The sequence below is a fragment of the Lysobacter auxotrophicus genome, from assembly GCF_027924565.1.
Classification (GTDB): domain Bacteria; phylum Pseudomonadota; class Gammaproteobacteria; order Xanthomonadales; family Xanthomonadaceae; genus Lysobacter_J; species Lysobacter_J auxotrophicus.
In genome coordinates this window covers 760,676-778,766 of sequence record NZ_AP027041.1, presented here as the reverse complement: position 1 = coordinate 778,766, position 18,091 = coordinate 760,676, and the positions used below count along the sequence as shown (strand labels likewise).

Below are 18,091 nucleotides of genomic sequence, written 5' to 3'. Positions count from 1 at the left end.
AGCGCCGCGTCGCCGCTACTTCGCCGTTTCGTCTTCGAACGCCGTTCGCGAACTGACGTTCTGCGGCTTGCCGTCGCGCGAGCGCGCCTCCAGCTCGGCGACGGACAGCGGCGTCAGCGAACACTGCGCCAGCGCTTCCGGCGACAGGTGGATCGCGGCCCCGCGCAACTTCACGTAGACCGGCTTGCGGCTCTGCTTGCCCGAACGGGTGAAGTACACGCCTTGGTGCATCCGCAGCACGACGGCATTGGCGCCGCGCTGCTGCGCCGCGGCCGCCAGCTTGTCCATGGCCCGCCCGTAATCGACGGTCGGCACGTTGGTGTCCTGCGTGATCTCGCTGACTTTCTCGCCGATCGTGATCTCGATGGCGCCGAGCTTCTCGTGCTCGCACGCCGGCGATTCAAGGATCAGCGGAACCTGCGTCGCCACCGCTTCGACCCGCTCCGCGTTGGCGGGCGCGCGTTCGTGCTCTCCGGCGTGCAGCGGCGCGACCAGGGCCAGCGCAAGGCACGCGGGCCAACTCGACAACAGGTTCATCCCTACCCCCGTCAGGCGTCCTGATCGCAGGATGCCACACCCGGACGGGGATCTATGCGCTCACTGCTCCGGCGGCAGCAGCTCGATCGCCATCACCAGTGCGTCCTCCCGGCCGTCGCGCGCCGGGTAGTAACGCGGCCGGCGGCCGATCTCGTTGAAGCCTTCCGAGTGGTACAGCGCGATCGCGCCGGCATTGGACGGGCGCACTTCCAGGAAGACGCGCTCGGCGCCGCGACCGCGGGCAACCCGCACCAGCGCGCGCAGCAGCTGCCGGCCGAGGCCCTGCCCCTGGAAACCGGGGTCGATGCAGATGTTGAGCACGTGCGCCTCGTCGGCGGCGATGCTCATCAGGAAGTAGCCGATGATGCGGCTTTCGTGCTGCATCACCCACGCCGGGTAATCGGCGCGCAGGCAGTCGCGGAAGATGCCGACGGTCCACGGGAATTCGTATGCGCGTATCTCCACCGCATGGACGGCGTCGAGATCGTCCTCCCGCATCGGACGCAGCGCGCCGGGAAGCGGGCGATGGCCGGCGTCGGAGGCGAGCGCGTTCATCCGCGCGATTCCCGGCGCAGTGCGCGCAGTCGCGGCCACAGCGCACGTTTGGCGGCCGCGTTGCCGCGCAGCGCCGCGATGTCGCCGACCAGCTCCATCACGCGTGCTTTGTCGACGCCGCCGGCCGCGCGCAACAGTGCGTGCGTCAGGCGGTCGCCAGCCGGGCGTCCTGGCGCGGGGCGGGCCGCCGCAGAGCGGGCCTGCACCGGTGCCGGACGCGCCGGGCGTTCGTCGCGCGCGAGCAGCGCCGCCGCTTCGCGCATGGCGCCGCGGGGGCCCGAGGATGCGGACGCGTCAGCGCCGCGGGTGTCCGGCTCGCGCTCCGCCGCGAGCGCGTCGGCTGGGGCGACGGACCACACCGTGTGGCCCATGGCCTGCAGCCATTCGCGCTGTTCGGCGGTCCACGGCTCGCTCATGGGGCGGCCTCGGTCACCGGCGCGCGGCGCAGGCGGCGGAACGCCGCGTAGGCCGGGCCCGACAACGCATACAGCGCGCCGATGGCCAGCAGCACGCGCGGCGGATCGATGGCGATGCCGACCAGCACCGCGAGCACGACGACGATGGCGAGGAACGGCACGCGATCGTGGCGCGGACCGCCGCCCTTGAAGCTGAAGTAGCGCAGCCGGCTGACCATCAGCAGGCCCGCGGTGACGGTCACGCCCAGCGCCAGGTAGCGCAGCTGTTCGCCGGTGAACCCCAGGTCGTCGCAGGTCCACACGAAGCTGGCGACCAGCCCGGCGGCGGCAGGGCTGGCCAGCCCGATGAACCAGCGCTTGTCCACCGTGCCCACCTGCGAATTGAAGCGCGCCAGCCGCAGCGCGGCGCACGCGGCGTACACGAACGACGCGACCCAGCCGATCTTGCCGGGGATCGCACCGTCCAGCCGCATTTCCTGCAGCGCCCAGTGGTACATCACCAGCGCCGGCGCGAGGCCGAAGCTGACCAGGTCGGCCAGCGAGTCGTACTGCACGCCGAACTCGCTCTGCGTGTTGGTCAGGCGCGCCACGCGCCCGTCCAGGCCGTCGAGGATGCCGGCGACGAACACCGCGATGCACGCGTCGTCGAAGCGTCCCTGGGTCGCGGCGATGATCGCGTAGAAGCCGGCGAACAGGCCGCCGGTGGTGAACAGGTTGGGCAGCAGGTAGATCCCGCGGCCGCGTGGGCGCGGGGTCGGTTGCGTGTCGTCCATGTGGGGGGCGTTGACCATTCGGATCGGGAAAGCGGCGGACCGCGACTGGAAAGTGTAAGTCCATCGGCGGGCGACCCGGCATTCCCCTTCCGCCGGCCCGGTCGCGCCGACAACGAGACCGCCTCCACATATGTCGACGCTCCCGTCACGCGGCGCTTGCCTGCGGCCGGGCGCGGTGCTGCAATCCCGGCCATCCCCTGCCCTTTCCGAGCCCGGAGCCCCGCATGTCCAAGCTTGTCCGCCTGCTGCCCGGCCTCGTGGCCGGCCTGAGCCTGCTCCTCGCCACGCCGGCCTTCGCCGCGAAGGTGTACCAGTGGAAGGACGACAAGGGCGTCACGCACTACTCCGACGCCCCGCCGCCGGACCAGAACATCAAGGGTCGCAATGTCGCCGACAAGGGCGGCACGCAGCCCCAGGGCGCCCAGCAGGCGGCAGCCAAGCCGGTCGCCAACGCCAACTGCTCCAACGCGCGCAGCAACCTGTCGGTGCTCCAGGGCGCCGGCGACGTCGGCGTCGACGAGGACAAGGACGGCAAGCCCGATCGCAGCCTCAACCAGACCGAGCGCGCAAACCGCACCGCGCTGGCCGAAGCGCAGATCAAGACCTACTGCGATGGCCCGGCGGTCGCCAGCGGCGCCTGACCGCCCGATCGTCCGCTCCACCGATGCACGAACGAAGCCGGCCTCGCGCCGGCTTCGTCGTTTCGGAAGGCCGGCCGCCGCGCGCCGGCGATGCGGGGAACGCATGGCAGAATGGCCGCCTCCCTTACGTTCGAAAGCCCCACGCCGATGCGCCTGTCGCAGTTCCACCTCCACACCAGCAAGGAAACCCCCGCCGAGGCCGAGATCGCCAGCCACAAGCTGATGCTCAAGGCCGGCATGATCCGCAAGCTCGCCGCCGGCCTGTACACCTGGTCGCCGCTGGGCCTGCGCGTGCTGCGCAAGGTCGAGCGCGCGGTGCGCGAGGAAATGAACGCCGCCGGCGCGATCGAAGTGCTGATGCCGGCCGTGCAGCCGAAGGAACTGTGGGAAGAGACCGGCCGCTGGGAGAAGTTCGGCGGCCAGCTGCTGAAGATCAAGGACCGCAAGGACGCCTGGTACTGCTACGGCCCCACGCACGAGGAAGTCATCACCGACTTCGCGCGCAACGAGCTGTCCAGCTACAAGCAGCTGCCGGTCAACTTCTACCAGATCCAGACCAAGTTCCGCGACGAGATCCGCCCGCGTTTCGGCGTGATGCGCGCGCGCGAGTTCCTGATGAAGGACAGCTACTCCTTCCATGTCAGCGAAGAGGACCTGGGCCTGGAATACAAGAACATGTACGACACCTACGGGCGCATCTTCACGCGCCTTGGGCTGAAGTTCCGTGCCGTGGCGGCCGACAGCGGCGCGATCGGCGGTGCGGTGTCGCATGAGTTCCAGGTGCTGGCCGATTCGGGCGAGGACGCGATCTTCTTCTCCGACAGTTCCGACTACGCGGCGAACGTCGAGCTGGCCGAGGCGATCTCGCCCGGCCCGCGCGCGGCCGCGAGCGAAGCGATGCGCCGGATCGACACGCCCCACCAGAAGACCTGCGAGGACGTCGCCGCGCTGATGGGGATCACGCTCGATCGCACGGTGAAGTCCGTCGCCCTCATGGGCGCCGATGCCGAAGGCAACCCGCAGTTCGTGCTCGCGCTGGTGCGCGGCGACCACGTCGTCAACGAAGTGAAGCTCGGCAAGCTCGCGGGCCTGGCGGCGTATCGCCTGGCGACCGAGGCGGAGATCGCCGAACACCTCGGCAGCGAACCGGGTTTCCTCGGTCCCGTCGCGCCGAAGAAGGCGATCCGCGTCATCGCCGACCGCAGCGTCGCGGCGATGGCCGACTTCGTCGTCGGCGCCAACGAGAAGGGCTACCACCTCGCCGGCGTGAACTGGGGCCGCGACCTGCCCGAGCCCGATGAAGTCGCCGACATCCGCAACGTCGTCGAAGGCGATCCCTCGCCCGACGGGAAGGGCACGCTGCAGATCGCGCGCGGCATCGAGGTCGGCCACGTGTTCCAGCTCGGCAACAAGTACGCGCAGGCGCTGAAGCTCACCGTGCTGGACTCCAACGGCAAGGCCACCACGCCGGTGATGGGCTGCTACGGCATCGGCGTGTCGCGCATCGTCGCGGCGGCGATCGAGCAGAACTTCGACGAGAACGGCATCGTCTGGCCGGAACCCATGGCGCCGTGGCAGGCCGTGGTGTGCGTGATCAATCCGAAGAACGATGCCGCCGTGGCCGAGGCCGCGCAGTCGCTGTATCGCGACCTCAACGCTGCCGGCGTGGAAACCGCGCTCGACGATCGCGGCCTGCGTCCGGGCGCGATGTTCGCCGACATGGAACTGATCGGCATCCCGCATCGCGTCGTCGTGTCCGAACGCGGCCTGGCGGCCGGGACGTTCGAGTATCGCCATCGCCAGGCGAGCGAGTCGGAAAACCTCGATCGCGCCGGCGTCTTCGCGAAGTTCGGGAAGTAAACGCCTCGCCCATGCCCTGTCCCGCACGCGGGACGGGGCGGGGCGAGCTATCCACGCGGGTACGCGGGAAAGCGTCTTCGTTTACGCCGCCCGAGCCCGGCGATTATCATCGGGAAAATGCGCCGGTTACCCGGCCGCGGTAAATCCGCGATTTTCATCCTGATTTTCCCCCGATATTCCCGCAGGCTCCGGAGGTCATATGTCGATCGATCTCGATTCCCTCTCCGCGAAGGAACTCGACGCGCTGATCAACCAGGCGAAGAAGCGCAAGACCACGCTCAGCAAGCGCAAACCGATCGCCGTGGTGCGCAAGAAACTCACGCAACTGGCGAAGGCGGAGGGTTACAGCATCGCCGAGCTGTTTGGTGGAGCCGCTCCGGCTGCGCCGGCCCGCGCGCCCAAGGCCGCCGCGCGCAAGGTGTCGAAGAACGCCGGAAAGTCGGTCGCGCCGAAATACCGCAACCCCGCCAATCCCTCCGAAACCTGGGCCGGCCGCGGCAAGCAGCCGCGCTGGCTGGCGGCGCAGACGAGCGCGGGGAAGAAGCTCGAGGATTTCCTGATCCGCTGATGCGGATCCGCTGATCCGCGCGGATCGCTCGAGTTGCCAGAACGCCGGCCACGTGCCGGCGTTTTTTCTTCGTGATGGAGCGTTTGTAGCCCGGGTAAGCCAAGCGCATCCGGGCAGAGCGCTAAGGCGCCATCACGGACAGGCCACCGGCCTGGATCCCGGCCTTCGCCGGGATGACGGCAAAGAAGCCTCCGGGAGTCGGCTACACAAATCCCGCTTCCCGCTTCCCGCTTCCCGCTTCCCGCTTCCCGCTTCCCGCTTCCCGATTCCCGATTCCCGATTCCCGATTCCCGATTCCCGATTCCCGATTCCCGATTCCCGATTCCCGATTCCCGATTCCCGATTCCCGCTTCCCGAATCACGAATCACGAATCACGAATCACGAATCACGAATCACGAATCACAAAAAGCAATCAAAGATTCCGCCGAGCCGGCAGCAACAGGTTGCCGAACAGGAGCCCCGCGATCAGCGCCAGCAGGATGTTGAGCACGCCGAGCATCGCGGCCTGGCCGGCGTCGATGTCCTGCTGCTGGATCAGCGTCAGCAGGCCGCGCAGGCTCACGCTGCCGGGCACCAGCATGATGATGCCGGGCACGCGCAGGATCGCGCCGGGGCGGTTCCACCAGCGCGCGTAGGCATTGCCCGCGGCGGTGAGCACGAGCGCGGCGAGGAAGATGCCGGCGGGACTGCCGAAGGCCTGCCCGCCGTAGCGTGAGATCAGGTACCCGCCGGCGGCGGCGGCCATCACCTTCGGGTAGTCGCGCCACTGTGCGCGGAACAGCACCGCGAAGGCGAACGACGCGGTCGCCAGCGCACCCCACTCCACCCACACCGGCTGCGGTCGCGACGCGCGCACCTGCGCGTGCAGGCCGATCACGTTCGCCAGGTACAACGCGATCACCGTGCCGATGGCGAGCTTGAGTACCGTGGTCACCGCGCCGGAGAACCGGGCCGTGCCCGACACCAGGTGCTGGCTGGTCAGTTCGTTCACTGCATTGGTCAGCGCCATGCCGGGCAGCAGGACGATGAGCGAGGCGATGATCACCGTGTTCTGGTTGAGCGGCGCGACGTACGACGCCACCAGCAGGGTCACCATCGCGGCGAACATCGCCGTCACCGCTTCCAGCGCTTCCTTGAAGCGCGGGTGGAGTTCGGACCACTGCACGAGCAGGCCGATCATCAGGCCGTTGATCCCCGCCACGCCGATGTCGAGCCACGGCAGGCGCAGCACGCCGGCGATGCCGAGCGCCGCCATGCCATAGGCCAGCACCTGCATCGCGCGCGAACGCCACGTCGGCGGCGTGTCGAGCGCGCTCATCTGTGCATGCGCGTCGACCAGGCCGAGCCGGCCGGCGAGCACTTCCTCGGCGATGCGGTCCGTTTCGGCCAGCCGATGCAGGTCGGTTTCGCCCGGCGGCATGCGGATCACGCGCGTGGTGTCGCTCTCGCCCGGCTCGCGCTGCGGATCGGAGAAGGTGAGGATCATGCCGGTCGGGTTCGACCAGGGTTCGCACTCCAGCCGCAGGCGATGCGCGACCGCGGTGATCGCGCCTTCCAGGCGCTGCGCGGTGGTGCCGTAGGCGTGCAGGCGCTCGGCCAGCTCGATCACGAAGTTCATCCGTGCGGCGTAGCTGGCGGCGCTCAGGGGAGGCGGATTCGACATGCGCGAAGCATCGCACGCGACCCCGCCGCTTGGCAGCGGGCCCGATGCGCGCCTGCGCCTTCGCGCCACGTTCGCGGCGGCCACGATACGCAGGCTGCTATTCTCCGCGAATTGCCCTGGCCCGCCCGATGACGGACACCACCGCGCACCCGCCGCAGATCGACGCCGACGGTTCCTCGCCGTCGCGGTTGCGGCTGTCCGGTTCCTGGACGCTCGACTACGCCGGGCAGATCGGCACCGCGCTGGGCGGCGCACCGGGCAGCGTCGATGCCATCGACGCCACGAGCGTCGAGCGCCTGGACTCGGTCGGCGTGCTGCAGTTGCTGCGTTTCGCGCGCCGCGCCAACCTCGACTTCGACGTCTTCACCTTCCACGAGTCGCACCAGGCGCTGGTGTCGGCCATCGAGGACGTCGCCGACGACCGTCCGCGCAAGAAGCGCGAGTACGGCGTGAGCGCCGCACTGGAACGACTCGGCCGCGCGGTGCACAACAACTGGCGCGAGGCGATGGCGCTGGTCGGCTTCCTCGGCGAGACGCAGATGAAACTGCTGCGCATGTTCAAGGAGCCCAGCCGCTTCCGCCCCACCGCTACCGTGCACCACATGGAGCAGGTGGGCCTCGACGCCGTGCCCCTGGTCGCGCTGCTGTGCTTCCTCGTCGGCGCGGTGGTGGCGTTCCTCGGCGCGAACATCCTGCGCGACTTCGGCGCGGAGATCTTCGTCGTCGAGCTGGTCAACATCTCGTTCCTGCGCGAATTCGCCGTGCTGCTCACGGCCATCGTGCTCGCCGGCCGCACCGCGAGCGCGTTCACCGCGCAGATCGGCGCGATGGTGAGCCGCGAGGAAGTCGACGCCATCCGCACGCTGGGCATGGACCCGATCGACCTGCTGGTGATCCCGCGCATGCTCGCGCTGCTGGTGATGCTGCCGATGCTCACCTTCATCGCGATGATCTTCGGCCTGCTCGGCGGCCTCACGGTCGGCGCGTACAGCCTGGACATCCCGCCGCAGCAGTACCTCACGCGCATGCACGAGACCATCGAGCTGCGCCACTTCCTCGTCGGCCTGGCGAAGGCGCCGGTGTTCGCGCTGCTGATCAGCCTCATCGGCTGCCTGGAAGGCCTGCAGGTCGAAGGCACGGCGCAGTCGGTGGGCGAACGCACGACGTCCAGCGTGGTGCAGTCGATCTCGATGGTGATCATCCTCGACGCGTTCTTCGCCATCTGGTTCATGGAGATGGGCGTGTGAGTAGGATGTCGAAGACCCCGCCCGGCACGATGCGCAACGGCGCGAACGCGATGCATCCGCTGTGCCCTACACCGCAGAGCGGCCGTCCGATCGTGAGCGTGCGCGGGCTGGTCAACCGCTTCGGCGAACAGGTCGTGCACGACGGACTGGACCTGGACGTGCGGCCCGGCGAGATCATCGGCGTGGTCGGCGGATCGGGCACGGGCAAGTCGGTGCTGATGCGCGCGATCCTTGGCCTGCGCGAGCCGCAGGAAGGCCGGATCGAGGTGCTGGGCCTCAACGCGCTCACCGACGATGCGACCCAGCGCCGCGCGATCGAACGCAACACCGGCGTGCTGTTCCAGGACGGCGCGCTGTTCTCCTCGCTGACCGTCGGCGAGAACGTGCAGGTGCCGCTGAAGGAGTACCACGGCGACCTGCCCGATTCGCTGCGCTACGAGCTGGCGCTGCTCAAGGTGAAGCTCGCCGGCCTGCCGGCCGATGCGCTGAACAAGTTGCCGTCGCAGCTGTCGGGCGGCATGCGCAAGCGCGCGGGTCTGGCGCGCGCGCTGGCGCTGGATCCGCCGCTGCTGTTCCTCGACGAGCCCACCGCCGGCCTGGATCCGATCGGCGCCGCCGCCTTCGACCGCCTGATCCGCACGCTGCAGCAGGCGCTGGGGCTGACGGTGTTCCTGATCACACACGATCTCGACACGCTTTACGCTATCTGCGATCGGGTGGCCGTGCTCGCCGACAGGAAGGTCGTGGTGTGCGCGCCGATCCAGGAAGTCGAACGATTCGAACACCCGTGGGTGCAGGAGTATTTCCACGGACCGCGTGCGCGCGCCGCACGCACCACCCGCGACGCGACGAGCTGAAGTCATGGAAACCCGGGCCAATTACGTCCTCATCGGCGCCTTCACCATCCTGGTGACGCTGCTGTTGCTGCTGTTCGCACTGTGGGCGGCGAAGTACTCGTCCGAGAAGGAATGGCGCACCTACGCGGTGCTGTTCAACGAACCGGTGACGGGCCTGACCGAAGGCAGTTCGGTGCAGTACAACGGCATTTCGGTCGGCACCGTGCAGAACCTGAGCCTCGCGCCGGACGATCCGCGACGCGTGATCGCGATCCTGCGCCTGCAGGCCAACGCGCCGATCAAGACCGACACGCGCGCCAAGCTGTCGATCCAGGGCATCACCGGCAGTCCCTTCATCCAGCTCACCGGTGGCGATCCGCGCAGCCCGTTGCTGGCCGACACCGACCATCGCGAAGTGCCGGTGATCCAGACCGAAGCCTCCGCGTTGCAGAACATCGCCGACACCGCGAACCGCCTGGTCGCGCGCATGGACCAGGTGCTGAGCGACGAGAACGTCAAGCGCGTGTCGAACACGCTGGCGAACATCGAATCGATGACCGGCTCCATCGCCGACCAGCGCGAGGACCTGCGTGCGCTGATCGTCAACGCGCGCAAGTCCAGCGAGCAGCTGTCGGCCACGCTCGACAACACCAATCGCGCCGTGCAGAGCGTGGATCGCGAACTGGTGGACAAGCTGCCGGGCCTGATCGCCAAGCTCGACAGCACGCTCACGCGCCTGGATTCGGCGGCCAACAACGCCAACGGCCTGCTCACCGACAACCGCGCCGCGATCAACAGCTTCGCCAACGACGGCCTGGCGCAGCTCGGCCCCACGCTCGCCGAACTGCGCGGGCTGGTTCGCGACCTGCGCCGCATCAGCGACCGCCTCGACGGCAACCCGACGCGCTATCTCCTGGGCCGCGACGGCCCCAAGCAGTTCGACCCCGCGGAATTCAAACCCGAATGACCACGCGCGCCGACATGACGACGACCGCCTTCCACTTCGCACGCCCCTTTGCGCGCCACGCGCGGCTCGCCGTGGCTGCCGGCATGATGCTGGCGCTGGCGGGCTGCTCGATCCTGGGCGACAAGCCCAAGAGCAACAACACGATCTTCGCGCCGGAGCCGGCCGTGCAGGCCGATCCATCCTGGCCGAAGGTGGACTGGCAACTCGTGATCGCCCCGCCCGCGGCCGCGCGCTTCGTGGACAGCCTGCGCATCGCCGTGCGCCCGACGCCGGGCGAGGTGCAGGTGTACCGCGATGCGCAGTGGGCGCGCCCGCCGTCGGACATGCTCGTCGACACCGTGCTGCGCGCGCTGGAGGACTCCGGTCGCATCGGCGGCGTCGCGCGCCAGGGCATGGGCGTCGCCGGCGAGTACAAACTCTTTTTCGAAGTGCGCCGCTTCGAATCCGACTACGCGGGCGGCCCCGTGCCGTCGGCGACGATCGAGGTCAGCGCCAAGCTGCTGCACGTGCAGCAGCAGAAGGTCGCCGCGTCGCGCGTGTTCACGCAGTCGACGCCAGCGGCGAGCACGGCCGTACCCGACGTCGCGCGCGCGTTCGAGCAGTCGCTGTCGAAGATCGGTGGCGAAATCGCCGGCTGGACGCTGGTCAGCGGCGAAGCCTATCGCCGCACCTTGCCGCCGCCCGCTGCGCCGTAAGCGTCGTTCGACGCGTCAGCGCGCTGGCGCGAGGATCCGCCGGAACGTCAGGTTGATGCGCGCGCCGATCGGCCGTGTCGTGCGCGGCAACGCGTGGCGGTAGTGGCGCTGCGTCGCGCCGGACATCACCAGCAGGCTGCCGTGCGGCAGGTCCAGCGCGAGCTTGCGCGTGGGATCGTCGCGGTGCTTCAGCGCAAAACGTCGTGTGGCACCCAGGCTGATCGATGCGATCACCGGCGCCGGCCCGAGTTCAGGCTCGGCATCGCTGTGCCAGCCCATCGCGTCGTTCCCGTCGCGATACAGGTTCGCCAGCACGCTGTCGAAGGCGATGCCGAGCGTGCGCTCCAGGCGCTCGCGCACGGGCCGCAGCGCATCCGGCCACGGATGCGGCTCGAACAGCGTCCCCGAATAGCGGTAACGCGCGTCGGGATCGCCGATCCAGCAACTCAGCCGGGGCGAATCGACCTCGCGGCCGAAGATGCGGATGCGGTGTGTTTCCCAGTGGATATCGCGGCCTAGCCCGGCGAGCAGCGCATCGGCCTCCAGCGGCCCGAGCCAGTGCGGATCGAACTGCAACTGCGCGTCGGGCAGCGGAACGGGGGCGAGCACCATACGCCACGCTAGCACGGCGTATCGCCGGTGCCACTGGATTTACCGGCCAAAACTTGGCGTGGGCCGCGCAAACCCGCGACAATCCACCCTTGCAACGTCCCACGCGATCAGCCAGCCGCTGTACGCCAGCCCGTCTTGGAGTCCCCCCATGAGCCAACCCGATCCGAACGCCGTCGAACGCGACGTGATGGAGTACGACGTCGTCACCGTCGGTGCCGGTCCGGCCGGGCTGTCGTTCGCGATCCGCCTCAAGCAGCTTAATCCGGAGCTGTCCGTCTGCGTGATCGAGAAGGCCTCCACCATCGGCGCGCACATCCTGTCCGGCGCGGTGATCGAACCCGGACCGCTGGACGCGCTGCTGCCGAACTGGCGCGAGAATCCGCCGCCGGTCTGCGTGCCGGCGAAGGAAGACGAGTTCTGGCTGCTCACGCATGAAGGCCATCGCCGCCTGCCGATTCCGCCCGGCATGCACAACCACGGCAACTTCATCGTCAGCCTCGGCGCGATGTGCGCGTGGCTCGCGCCGCAGGCCGAGGCGCTGGGCGTGGAGATCTACCCCGGCTTCGCCGCCGCCGAGACGCTGCACGACGACAGCGGCGCCGTGGTCGGCGTGCGCATCGGCGACATGGGCGTGGCGAAGGACGGCTCGCACAAGCCTGGCTACACGCCGGGCATCGACATCCGCGCGAAGGTCACGGTGCTCGCCGAAGGCGCGCGCGGCCATCTCACCAAGCGCCTGATCAAGCAGTTCAAGCTCGACGCCGACAGCGATCCGCAGGGGTATTCGATCGGCATCAAGGAGCTGTGGCAGGTGCCGGAAGACCGCGTGACGCCGGGCAAGATCGTGCACAGCTTCGGCTGGCCGGCGGACAACGCCATCTACGGTGGCGGCTTCCTGTACCACCTGGACAAGGGCCGCATCGCGCTGGGCTACGTCAGCGGCCTGGATTACAAGGATCCCGAATACAAGCCGTGGGAGGCCTTCCAGCAGTGGAAGAACCACCCGCTGTTCAAGCCGCTGCTGGAAGGCGGCACCATCCTGTCGGCCGGCGCGCGTGCGATCGTGACGGGCGGTTACCAGTCGCTTCCGAAGATCGACATGCCGGGCGCATTGCTGATCGGCGACACCGCCGGCCTGCTCAACGTGCCCAAGATCAAGGGCACGCACCAGGCGATCCGTTCGGGCATGCTCGCGGCCGAGCACCTGGTCGCCTCGCAGCTGTCGCCGAAGGGCTTCGACGCGAAACTGCGCGAGTCCAACATCATGGCCGAGCTGAAGAAGGTCCGGAACATCAAGCCGGGCTTCAAGCGCGGATTGTGGTTCGGCATCCTGAATTCGGCCTGGGAAACCGTCACCGGCGGCCTCTCGCCGTGGACGCTGAAGAACAAGCCCGACTGGTGCGCGCTGGAAAAGGTCGCCGATTACGAAAGCCCGAAGCGCGACTACATCGACCGCACGCTCGCACCGCGCGACCGCCTGCAGGGCGTCTATTACGCCGCCACCGAACACGACGAGGACCAGCCCGTGCACCTGAAGGTGCGCGACACGTCCATCTGCGTCACGCGCTGTGTCGAGGAATACGACAACCCCTGCACCCGCTTCTGCCCGGCGGGCGTGTACGAGATCGTGCAGGACGAGGCGGGAAAGCGCCTGCAGATCAACGCCGCCAACTGCGTGCACTGCAAGACCTGCGACATCAAGGACCCGTACGAGATCATCGACTGGGTGACGCCGGAAGGCGGTTCGGGGCCGAATTATCAGAATCTGTGAGGCACCGCGCCTGCGGGGAATTTCCTCGCAGGCGCCCGGCGGACATCAGTAGCGCGGATTGCGATGCCAGCGCCACGCGGTGTCGATGATGTCCGCGATATCCGTATAACGCGGCTGCCACCCCAGTTCACGGCGCGCCTTCCCGCTTGAGGCGACGAGCCGGTCCGGATCTCCCGCGCGCCGTGGAGCGATCTCGAACGGGATGGGTTGCTTCGCCACCTCGCCCGCGGCATGGATCATCTGCATCACGCTGAACCCCGCGCCGTTGCCGAGGTTGAACGCGTGCGCGCCTTCGTTCGATGCCATGAAATCCAGCGCGCGCGAGTGCGCATCGGCCAGGTCGTCGACATGCACGTAATCGCGCACGCAGGTGCCGTCGGGCGTGGAGTAATCGTTGCCGAAGACTTTCAGCGAGGGCGCATCGCCGTTGGCGGCACGCAGCATGTTTGGAATCAGGTGCGTCTCGGGCGAATGCGACTCGCCGATGTCGCCCTGCGGCGATGCACCCGCCGCGTTGAAATAGCGAAGCGCGACCGAGCGCAGCCCGTACGCGCGCGCCGCATCTTCCAGAATGGTCTCGACCATCCGCTTGCTCGCGCCGTAGGGATTGATCGGACGCGTCGGATGCGATTCGTCGATCAGCTCCGACTCGGGATGACCGAACACTGCCGCGGTGGACGAGAACACGAGCTTCCCGACGCTGGCATCGCGCATCGCCTGCAGAAGGTTGAGCGTACCGGCAACGTTATTTTCGTAGTACGCGTAAGGCTGCTGGACGGATTCGCCGACCAGCGAGCGCGCGCAGAAATGCATCACCGCGTCGAAGCGATGCTGCGAGAACAGATCGCGCAGCTGCGTCGCATCGAGCAGATCGCCGCGCACGAAGGCGGTGTCGCCGACCGACTCGCGATGACCGGTGGAAAGATTGTCGAACACCACCGTGGAAACACCGTCGCCGACGAGGTGACGCACCATGTGTGAGCCGATGTAGCCCGCACCTCCGCAAACCAGCACTTTCATGCAGCGGTCGACCTCACGCGGCGCGCGAGAACGACACGCCGGTCTTCTCGCGCAGCTCGTCTTCGCTCACGCCCGGCGCCAGCTCGACCAGCTTGAGCCCGTCGTCGGCCACGTCCATCACCGCAAGGTCGGTGATGATGCGATTCACCACGCCCACGCCGGTCAGCGGCAGCGTGCATTCGGGCAGGATCTTGTGCTCGCCGTTCTTCGCGGTGTGCTCCATCAGCACGACGACGCGCTTCACGCCGGCGACCAGATCCATCGCGCCGCCCATGCCCTTCACCATCTTGCCGGGCACCATCCAGTTGGCGAGATCGCCCTTTTCGGTGACCTGCATCGCGCCGAGGATCGCCAGGTCGATGTGGCCGCCGCGGATCATCGCGAACGAATCGTGGCTGCCGAAATAGCTGGCACCAGGACGGGCGGTGACGGTCTGCTTGCCAGCGTTGATGAGGTCGGCGTCGACTTCGGCTTCGGTCGGGAACGGGCCGATGCCGAGCAGGCCATTCTCGCTCTGCAGCCACACGTCCACGCCGTCGGGAATGAAGTTGGCCACCAACGTCGGCAGGCCGATGCCGAGGTTGACGTAGGCGCCGTCGGTGAGTTCCTGGGCGGCGCGCTGCGCCATCTGGTCGCGGGTCCAAGCCATGTCGTTAGTCCTGTGTTCGATGGGGTCAGTCGGCGCGCACGGTGCGCTGCTCGATGCGCTTCTCGGGCGTGGCGTTCAAGACGATGCGGTCGACGTAGATGCCCGGAAGGTGCACATGGTCCGGATCGATCTGGCCGGTTTCCACCAGCTCCTCCACTTCGACCACGCACACCGCGCCGGCCATCGCGCACGCCGGGTTGAAATTGCGCGCGGTCTTGCGGAACACGAGGTTGCCCGCCCTGTCGGCCTTCCACGCCTTCACCAGCGAGACGTCGGCCTTCAGCGCGGTTTCCATCACGTAGTGGTGGCCGTCGAATTCGCGCGTTTCCTTGCCTTCGGCGACGACGGTGCCGTAGCCGGTGCGCGTGAAGAACGCCGGAATGCCCGCGCCGCCGGCGCGCAGGCGTTCGGCCAGCGTGCCCTGCGGGTTGAATTCGAGTTCGAGTTCGCCCGACAGGAACTGCCGTTCGAACTCCTTGTTCTCGCCCACGTAGGACGAAATCATCTTCTTGATCTGCCGCGTTTCCAGCAGCAGGCCCAAGCCGAAACCGTCCACGCCGGCGTTGTTCGAAATGGCGGTGAGGCCCTTGACGCCGCTGTCGCGCAGCGCGCCGATCAGCGCCTCGGGAATGCCGCACAGCCCGAAGCCGCCGACGGCGAGCGTCTGCCCGTCGGCGACGATGCCCTCGAGCGCGGCCTTCGCGCTGGGGAAAAGCTTGTTCTTGCCGTTTTGCGTCGCGGCCACGTCGGACTCCGTTCGGTTCTGCGCAATGCCCCGGAGTTTACCGTGACCGCGGGCGCGTCCCCCACCGTACGTTCGGGCAGGTGGCGGCATGCGATGTGCGGACATCGCGCGGCGCGGGGCCCAGCGTCTAGACTCCGGCCATGACCCGCATCGCCCTCGTGACCGCCATCGCCGCCGCGGGCGTGGACGACGACCTGGATCCCCTGCTGGATGCCTGCGCCCGCGCCGGATTCGCGGTGCAGGTTCGCGCCTGGGACGACTCGACGGTGGGATGGAGCCGTTTCGATGCGGCGATCCTGCGCTCGCCCTGGGACTACGTGCCGCGCCTCGGGGAGTTCCTCGACTGGTGCACGCGCGTGTCCTCACAGACGCGGCTGATCAATCCATTGCCCGTCGTGCGCTGGAATACCGACAAGCATTATCTCGCCGACCTCGCGGCGCGCGGCGTGCCGGTCGTACCCACGGCATTCGTCGAGCCGGACGGCGAAGCGTTGCCGGCGCTGCAGGATTTCCTGGCCGCGCACGCGGATGCGGCGGAGTTCGTGGTGAAGCCCAGCGTCGGCGCGGGTTCGAAGGATGCGCAGCGTTACGCGCGATCGCAGGAGTTCGCCGCTGCGAACCACCTCGCGCGACTGCTCGACGCCGACCGCAGCGCGATGCTGCAGCCGTATCTGACGTCCGTCGACGAACACGGCGAAACCGCGCTGATGTACTTCGCCGGTGAGTTCAGCCACGCGATACGCAAGGGTGCGTTGCTGCGGCGGGACGAAGGCGCGACGAACCACCTGTTCGCCGCCGAGGCGATCACGCCGCGCGTCCCCTCGCAGGACGAACTGGCGCTCGCCGAACGGGTGATCGCCGCAGCGCGCGACGCGTTGGGACTGGACCAGGCGCCGCTTTATGCGCGCGTGGATCTCATACGCGACGAAGCGGGCAACGCCTGCCTGCTCGAACTGGAGCTGTGCGAACCGTCGTTGTTCTTCGCCCATGCGGCGGGGAGCGCGAACCGGTTCGCGGCCGTGCTGGCGAAGACCTTGGGCGGCGCGGCCACCTGACGAAACGCCTCAACAAAAACGCCCCGATGGTCGGGGCGTTTTCGATCGAACCGGCTGTTTCAGGAACGCCCGTAGACGTCTTCGAGCCGGACGATGTCGTCCTCGCCCAGGTAACTGCCGGACTGCACCTCGATCAGTTCCACCGGCTCGGTGCCGCGATTACGCAACCGATGCACGCTGCCCAGCGGGATATAGGTGCTCTCGTTCTCGTGGAGGTCGAACACGCGATCGTCGCAGGTGACTTCGGCGACGCCGGAGACGACGATCCAGTGTTCGGCGCGATGCGCGTGCTTCTGCAGGCTCAACGCGGCGCCGGGCTTCACGACGATGCGCTTCACCTGGAACCGCTCGCCCACGCCGATCGAATCGTAACTGCCCCACGGGCGGTACACCTTGCGGTGGAACAGATGCTCCTGGCGACCGGCCGACTTCAATTTGTCGACGACCGCCTTCACGTCCTGCACGCGGTCCTTGCGGGCGACCAGCGTGGCGTCGGGCGTATCGACGATCACGAGGTCTTCCACGCCGATGGTCGCGATCATGCGCCGCTCCGACGCGCGCACGAGGCTGCCCTGCGTGTCGACGGCGATCACGTCGCCCTCGTAGCGGTTGCCGTCGCCGTCGCGCTGCGCGACGGACCACAGCGACGACCACGAGCCGATGTCGCTCCAGCCGCAACTGACCGGCACCACCGCGGCGCGGTCCGTCTTTTCCATCACGGCATAGTCGATCGAATCGCTCGGGCTCGCCGCGAAGGCGTCGTGGTCGACGCGGGTGAAGTCCAGGTCGGCCTTTGCCGCGTCCATCGCCGCGCGCGCCGCGTCCAGGATGGCCGGCGCATGGCGCGCCAGTTCGTCGAGATACCGCTGCGCGCCGAACAGGAACATGCCCGAGTTCCACGCGTAGGTGCCTTCCGCGAGATAACGCTCAGCGGTGGGCTTGTCGGGTTTCTCCACGAAACGCTCGACGCGGAATCCACCTTCGCCCAACGCGTCGCCGCGCAGGATGTAGCCGTACCCGGTCTCGGCGTATTCGGGCCGGATGCCGAAGGTCACCAGCCAGCCTTCGTGGGCGAGCCCCGTTGCGGCCTCGACGGCGGCGCGAAAGGCCGCCTCGTCCTCGATGAGGTGATCGGCCGGCATGACCAGCAGCGTCGCTTCGCCGTCGCGCGCGAGCGCATGCAGCGCGGCGATGGCGATGGCCGGGGCGGTGCTTCGGGCCGCGGGCTCCAACAGGATGCCGCCGCTGCCGATGCCCACCGCCTGCAGCTGCTCGCCGACCATGAAGCGATGGTCGTCCGCGCAGACGGTGATCGGCGGTTGCGCCCCGGGGAGCTTGCTCGCCCGCAGGACCGTCTCCTGGTACAGCGAGCGGTCGCCGACCAGCGCGAGGAACTGCTTGGGCTGGTTCTGGCGGGACAGCGGCCACAGGCGCGTGCCGCTGCCGCCGCTGAGAATGACCGGATGAAGCATTTGGACTC

At 68.2% G+C, this 18,091-nt stretch carries 18 protein-coding genes and 1 pseudogene; 9 read left to right on the top strand and 10 right to left on the bottom strand.

From position 1 onward, the window contains the following. Window positions 1–15 precede the first annotated feature (15 nt). From LA521A_RS03460 to pssA, 4 genes are all read right to left on the bottom strand, one after another. A complete protein-coding gene (locus LA521A_RS03460; RefSeq protein WP_281780988.1) occupies window positions 16–528 on the bottom strand; it encodes a hypothetical protein in 513 nt (170 codons plus the stop codon). Window positions 529–597: 69 nt separating this feature from the next. Continuing rightward, entirely contained in the window at window positions 598–1,092 is a 495-nt protein-coding gene (gene rimI, locus LA521A_RS03455) for a ribosomal protein S18-alanine N-acetyltransferase (protein WP_281780987.1), read from the bottom strand. After that, a complete protein-coding gene (locus LA521A_RS03450; RefSeq protein WP_281780986.1) occupies window positions 1,089–1,508 on the bottom strand; it encodes an alanine acetyltransferase in 420 nt (139 codons plus the stop codon). Before LA521A_RS03450 ends, rimI begins: the two co-directional genes overlap by 4 nt. Next, entirely contained in the window at window positions 1,505–2,281 is a 777-nt protein-coding gene (gene pssA, locus LA521A_RS03445) for a CDP-diacylglycerol--serine O-phosphatidyltransferase (protein WP_281782177.1), read from the bottom strand. Before pssA ends, LA521A_RS03450 begins: the two co-directional genes overlap by 4 nt. A gap of 224 nt (window positions 2,282–2,505) precedes the next feature. On the opposite strand from pssA, the gene LA521A_RS03440 reads away from it, so the two are divergent. The 3 genes and pseudogenes from LA521A_RS03440 to LA521A_RS03430 all read left to right on the top strand — a co-directional run. After that, window positions 2,506–2,922, top strand: a complete 417-nt coding sequence (locus LA521A_RS03440) for a DUF4124 domain-containing protein (RefSeq protein ID WP_281780985.1) — start codon at window positions 2,506–2,508, stop codon at window positions 2,920–2,922. 147 nt (window positions 2,923–3,069) lie between these two features. Continuing rightward, window positions 3,070–4,782, top strand: coding sequence for a proline--tRNA ligase (locus tag LA521A_RS03435; protein ID WP_281782176.1), 1,713 nt, complete (start codon window positions 3,070–3,072; stop codon window positions 4,780–4,782). Between the two features lie 199 nt (window positions 4,783–4,981). Beyond that, a pseudogene (locus LA521A_RS03430) lies at window positions 4,982–5,344 on the top strand (H-NS histone family protein); the annotation flags it as partial. A gap of 419 nt (window positions 5,345–5,763) precedes the next feature. On the opposite strand, the gene LA521A_RS03425 reads toward LA521A_RS03430, so the two are convergent. After that, window positions 5,764–7,014 carry a threonine/serine exporter family protein gene (locus LA521A_RS03425; protein WP_281780983.1) on the bottom strand — a complete coding sequence of 417 codons (1,251 nt, stop codon included), beginning with the start codon at window positions 7,012–7,014 and terminating at the stop codon, window positions 5,764–5,766. A gap of 44 nt (window positions 7,015–7,058) precedes the next feature. Here LA521A_RS03425 and LA521A_RS03420 point away from each other — a divergent pair, with 44 nt between their 5' ends. The 4 genes from LA521A_RS03420 (at window position 7,059) to LA521A_RS03405 (ending at window position 10,759) form a co-directional block, all read left to right on the top strand. Then, window positions 7,059–8,261, top strand: a complete 1,203-nt coding sequence (locus LA521A_RS03420; protein ID WP_425494557.1) for an MlaE family ABC transporter permease — start codon at window positions 7,059–7,061, stop codon at window positions 8,259–8,261. A gap of 50 nt (window positions 8,262–8,311) precedes the next feature. After that, window positions 8,312–9,118 (top strand): ABC transporter ATP-binding protein, encoded by an 807-nt coding sequence (locus LA521A_RS03415; RefSeq protein WP_281782175.1) that lies wholly within the window; start codon window positions 8,312–8,314, stop codon window positions 9,116–9,118. Between the two features lie 4 nt (window positions 9,119–9,122). Further along, the gene (locus LA521A_RS03410; protein ID WP_281780981.1) at window positions 9,123–10,064 is read left to right on the top strand and encodes an MlaD family protein; all 942 of its coding nucleotides are present in this window, start codon (window positions 9,123–9,125) and stop codon (window positions 10,062–10,064) included. An 83-nt stretch (window positions 10,065–10,147) separates the two neighbouring features. Then, a complete protein-coding gene (locus tag LA521A_RS03405) occupies window positions 10,148–10,759 on the top strand; it encodes an ABC-type transport auxiliary lipoprotein family protein (RefSeq protein WP_281782174.1) in 612 nt (203 codons plus the stop codon). 15 nt (window positions 10,760–10,774) lie between these two features. Here the strand turns inward: LA521A_RS03405 and LA521A_RS03400 are convergent, their stop codons facing one another. Continuing rightward, entirely contained in the window at window positions 10,775–11,371 is a 597-nt protein-coding gene (locus LA521A_RS03400; protein ID WP_425494622.1) for an alpha-ketoglutarate-dependent dioxygenase AlkB family protein, read from the bottom strand. Window positions 11,372–11,519: 148 nt separating this feature from the next. On the opposite strand from LA521A_RS03400, the gene LA521A_RS03395 reads away from it, so the two are divergent. After that, window positions 11,520–13,142 carry an electron transfer flavoprotein-ubiquinone oxidoreductase gene (locus tag LA521A_RS03395; RefSeq protein WP_281780980.1) on the top strand — a complete coding sequence of 541 codons (1,623 nt, stop codon included), beginning with the start codon at window positions 11,520–11,522 and terminating at the stop codon, window positions 13,140–13,142. 45 nt (window positions 13,143–13,187) lie between these two features. Here the strand turns inward: LA521A_RS03395 and galE are convergent, their stop codons facing one another. From galE to LA521A_RS03380, 3 genes are read right to left on the bottom strand one after another with little or no spacing between them, the layout of a single operon-like run. Beyond that, window positions 13,188–14,162: a UDP-glucose 4-epimerase GalE gene (gene galE, locus LA521A_RS03390; protein ID WP_281780979.1), complete on the bottom strand. Its 975-nt coding sequence runs from the start codon at window positions 14,160–14,162 to the stop codon at window positions 13,188–13,190. Window positions 14,163–14,175: 13 nt separating this feature from the next. Next, entirely contained in the window at window positions 14,176–14,811 is a 636-nt protein-coding gene (locus LA521A_RS03385; protein WP_281780978.1) for a CoA transferase subunit B, read from the bottom strand. A 25-nt stretch (window positions 14,812–14,836) separates the two neighbouring features. Further along, entirely contained in the window at window positions 14,837–15,556 is a 720-nt protein-coding gene (locus LA521A_RS03380; RefSeq protein WP_281780977.1) for a CoA transferase subunit A, read from the bottom strand. Window positions 15,557–15,696: 140 nt separating this feature from the next. Between LA521A_RS03380 and LA521A_RS03375 the strand changes: the two genes are divergently transcribed. Then, window positions 15,697–16,611, top strand: coding sequence for a D-cycloserine synthetase (locus tag LA521A_RS03375; protein WP_281780976.1), 915 nt, complete (start codon window positions 15,697–15,699; stop codon window positions 16,609–16,611). A gap of 59 nt (window positions 16,612–16,670) precedes the next feature. Here LA521A_RS03375 and LA521A_RS03370 read toward each other — a convergent pair whose 3' ends face one another. Further along, a complete protein-coding gene (locus LA521A_RS03370) occupies window positions 16,671–18,083 on the bottom strand; it encodes a mannose-1-phosphate guanylyltransferase/mannose-6-phosphate isomerase (protein ID WP_281780975.1) in 1,413 nt (470 codons plus the stop codon). Window positions 18,084–18,091: the final 8 nt, after the last annotated feature.

What these genes read in the sequence shown, in the direction of transcription:
- pssA (WP_281782177.1), bottom strand. Translation starts at nt 2,281, where the DNA reads ATGGACGACACGCAACCGACCCCGCGCCCACGCGGCCGCGGGATCTAC.
- rimI (WP_281780987.1), bottom strand. Translation starts at nt 1,092, where the DNA reads ATGAACGCGCTCGCCTCCGACGCCGGCCATCGCCCGCTTCCCGGCGCG.
- LA521A_RS03395 (WP_281780980.1), top strand. Translation starts at nt 11,520, where the DNA reads ATGAGCCAACCCGATCCGAACGCCGTCGAACGCGACGTGATGGAGTAC.
- LA521A_RS03385 (WP_281780978.1), bottom strand. Translation starts at nt 14,811, where the DNA reads ATGGCTTGGACCCGCGACCAGATGGCGCAGCGCGCCGCCCAGGAACTC.
- LA521A_RS03415 (WP_281782175.1), top strand. Translation starts at nt 8,312, where the DNA reads ATGCATCCGCTGTGCCCTACACCGCAGAGCGGCCGTCCGATCGTGAGC.
- LA521A_RS03450 (WP_281780986.1), bottom strand. Translation starts at nt 1,508, where the DNA reads ATGAGCGAGCCGTGGACCGCCGAACAGCGCGAATGGCTGCAGGCCATG.
- LA521A_RS03420 (WP_425494557.1), top strand. Translation starts at nt 7,059, where the DNA reads ATGCGCGCCTGCGCCTTCGCGCCACGTTCGCGGCGGCCACGATACGCA.
- LA521A_RS03370 (WP_281780975.1), bottom strand. Translation starts at nt 18,083, where the DNA reads ATGCTTCATCCGGTCATTCTCAGCGGCGGCAGCGGCACGCGCCTGTGG.
- LA521A_RS03375 (WP_281780976.1), top strand. Translation starts at nt 15,697, where the DNA reads ATGACCCGCATCGCCCTCGTGACCGCCATCGCCGCCGCGGGCGTGGAC.
- LA521A_RS03410 (WP_281780981.1), top strand. Translation starts at nt 9,123, where the DNA reads ATGGAAACCCGGGCCAATTACGTCCTCATCGGCGCCTTCACCATCCTG.
- galE (WP_281780979.1), bottom strand. Translation starts at nt 14,162, where the DNA reads ATGAAAGTGCTGGTTTGCGGAGGTGCGGGCTACATCGGCTCACACATG.
- LA521A_RS03400 (WP_425494622.1), bottom strand. Translation starts at nt 11,371, where the DNA reads ATGGTGCTCGCCCCCGTTCCGCTGCCCGACGCGCAGTTGCAGTTCGAT.
- LA521A_RS03440 (WP_281780985.1), top strand. Translation starts at nt 2,506, where the DNA reads ATGTCCAAGCTTGTCCGCCTGCTGCCCGGCCTCGTGGCCGGCCTGAGC.
- LA521A_RS03425 (WP_281780983.1), bottom strand. Translation starts at nt 7,014, where the DNA reads ATGTCGAATCCGCCTCCCCTGAGCGCCGCCAGCTACGCCGCACGGATG.
- LA521A_RS03405 (WP_281782174.1), top strand. Translation starts at nt 10,148, where the DNA reads ATGATGCTGGCGCTGGCGGGCTGCTCGATCCTGGGCGACAAGCCCAAG.
- LA521A_RS03435 (WP_281782176.1), top strand. Translation starts at nt 3,070, where the DNA reads ATGCGCCTGTCGCAGTTCCACCTCCACACCAGCAAGGAAACCCCCGCC.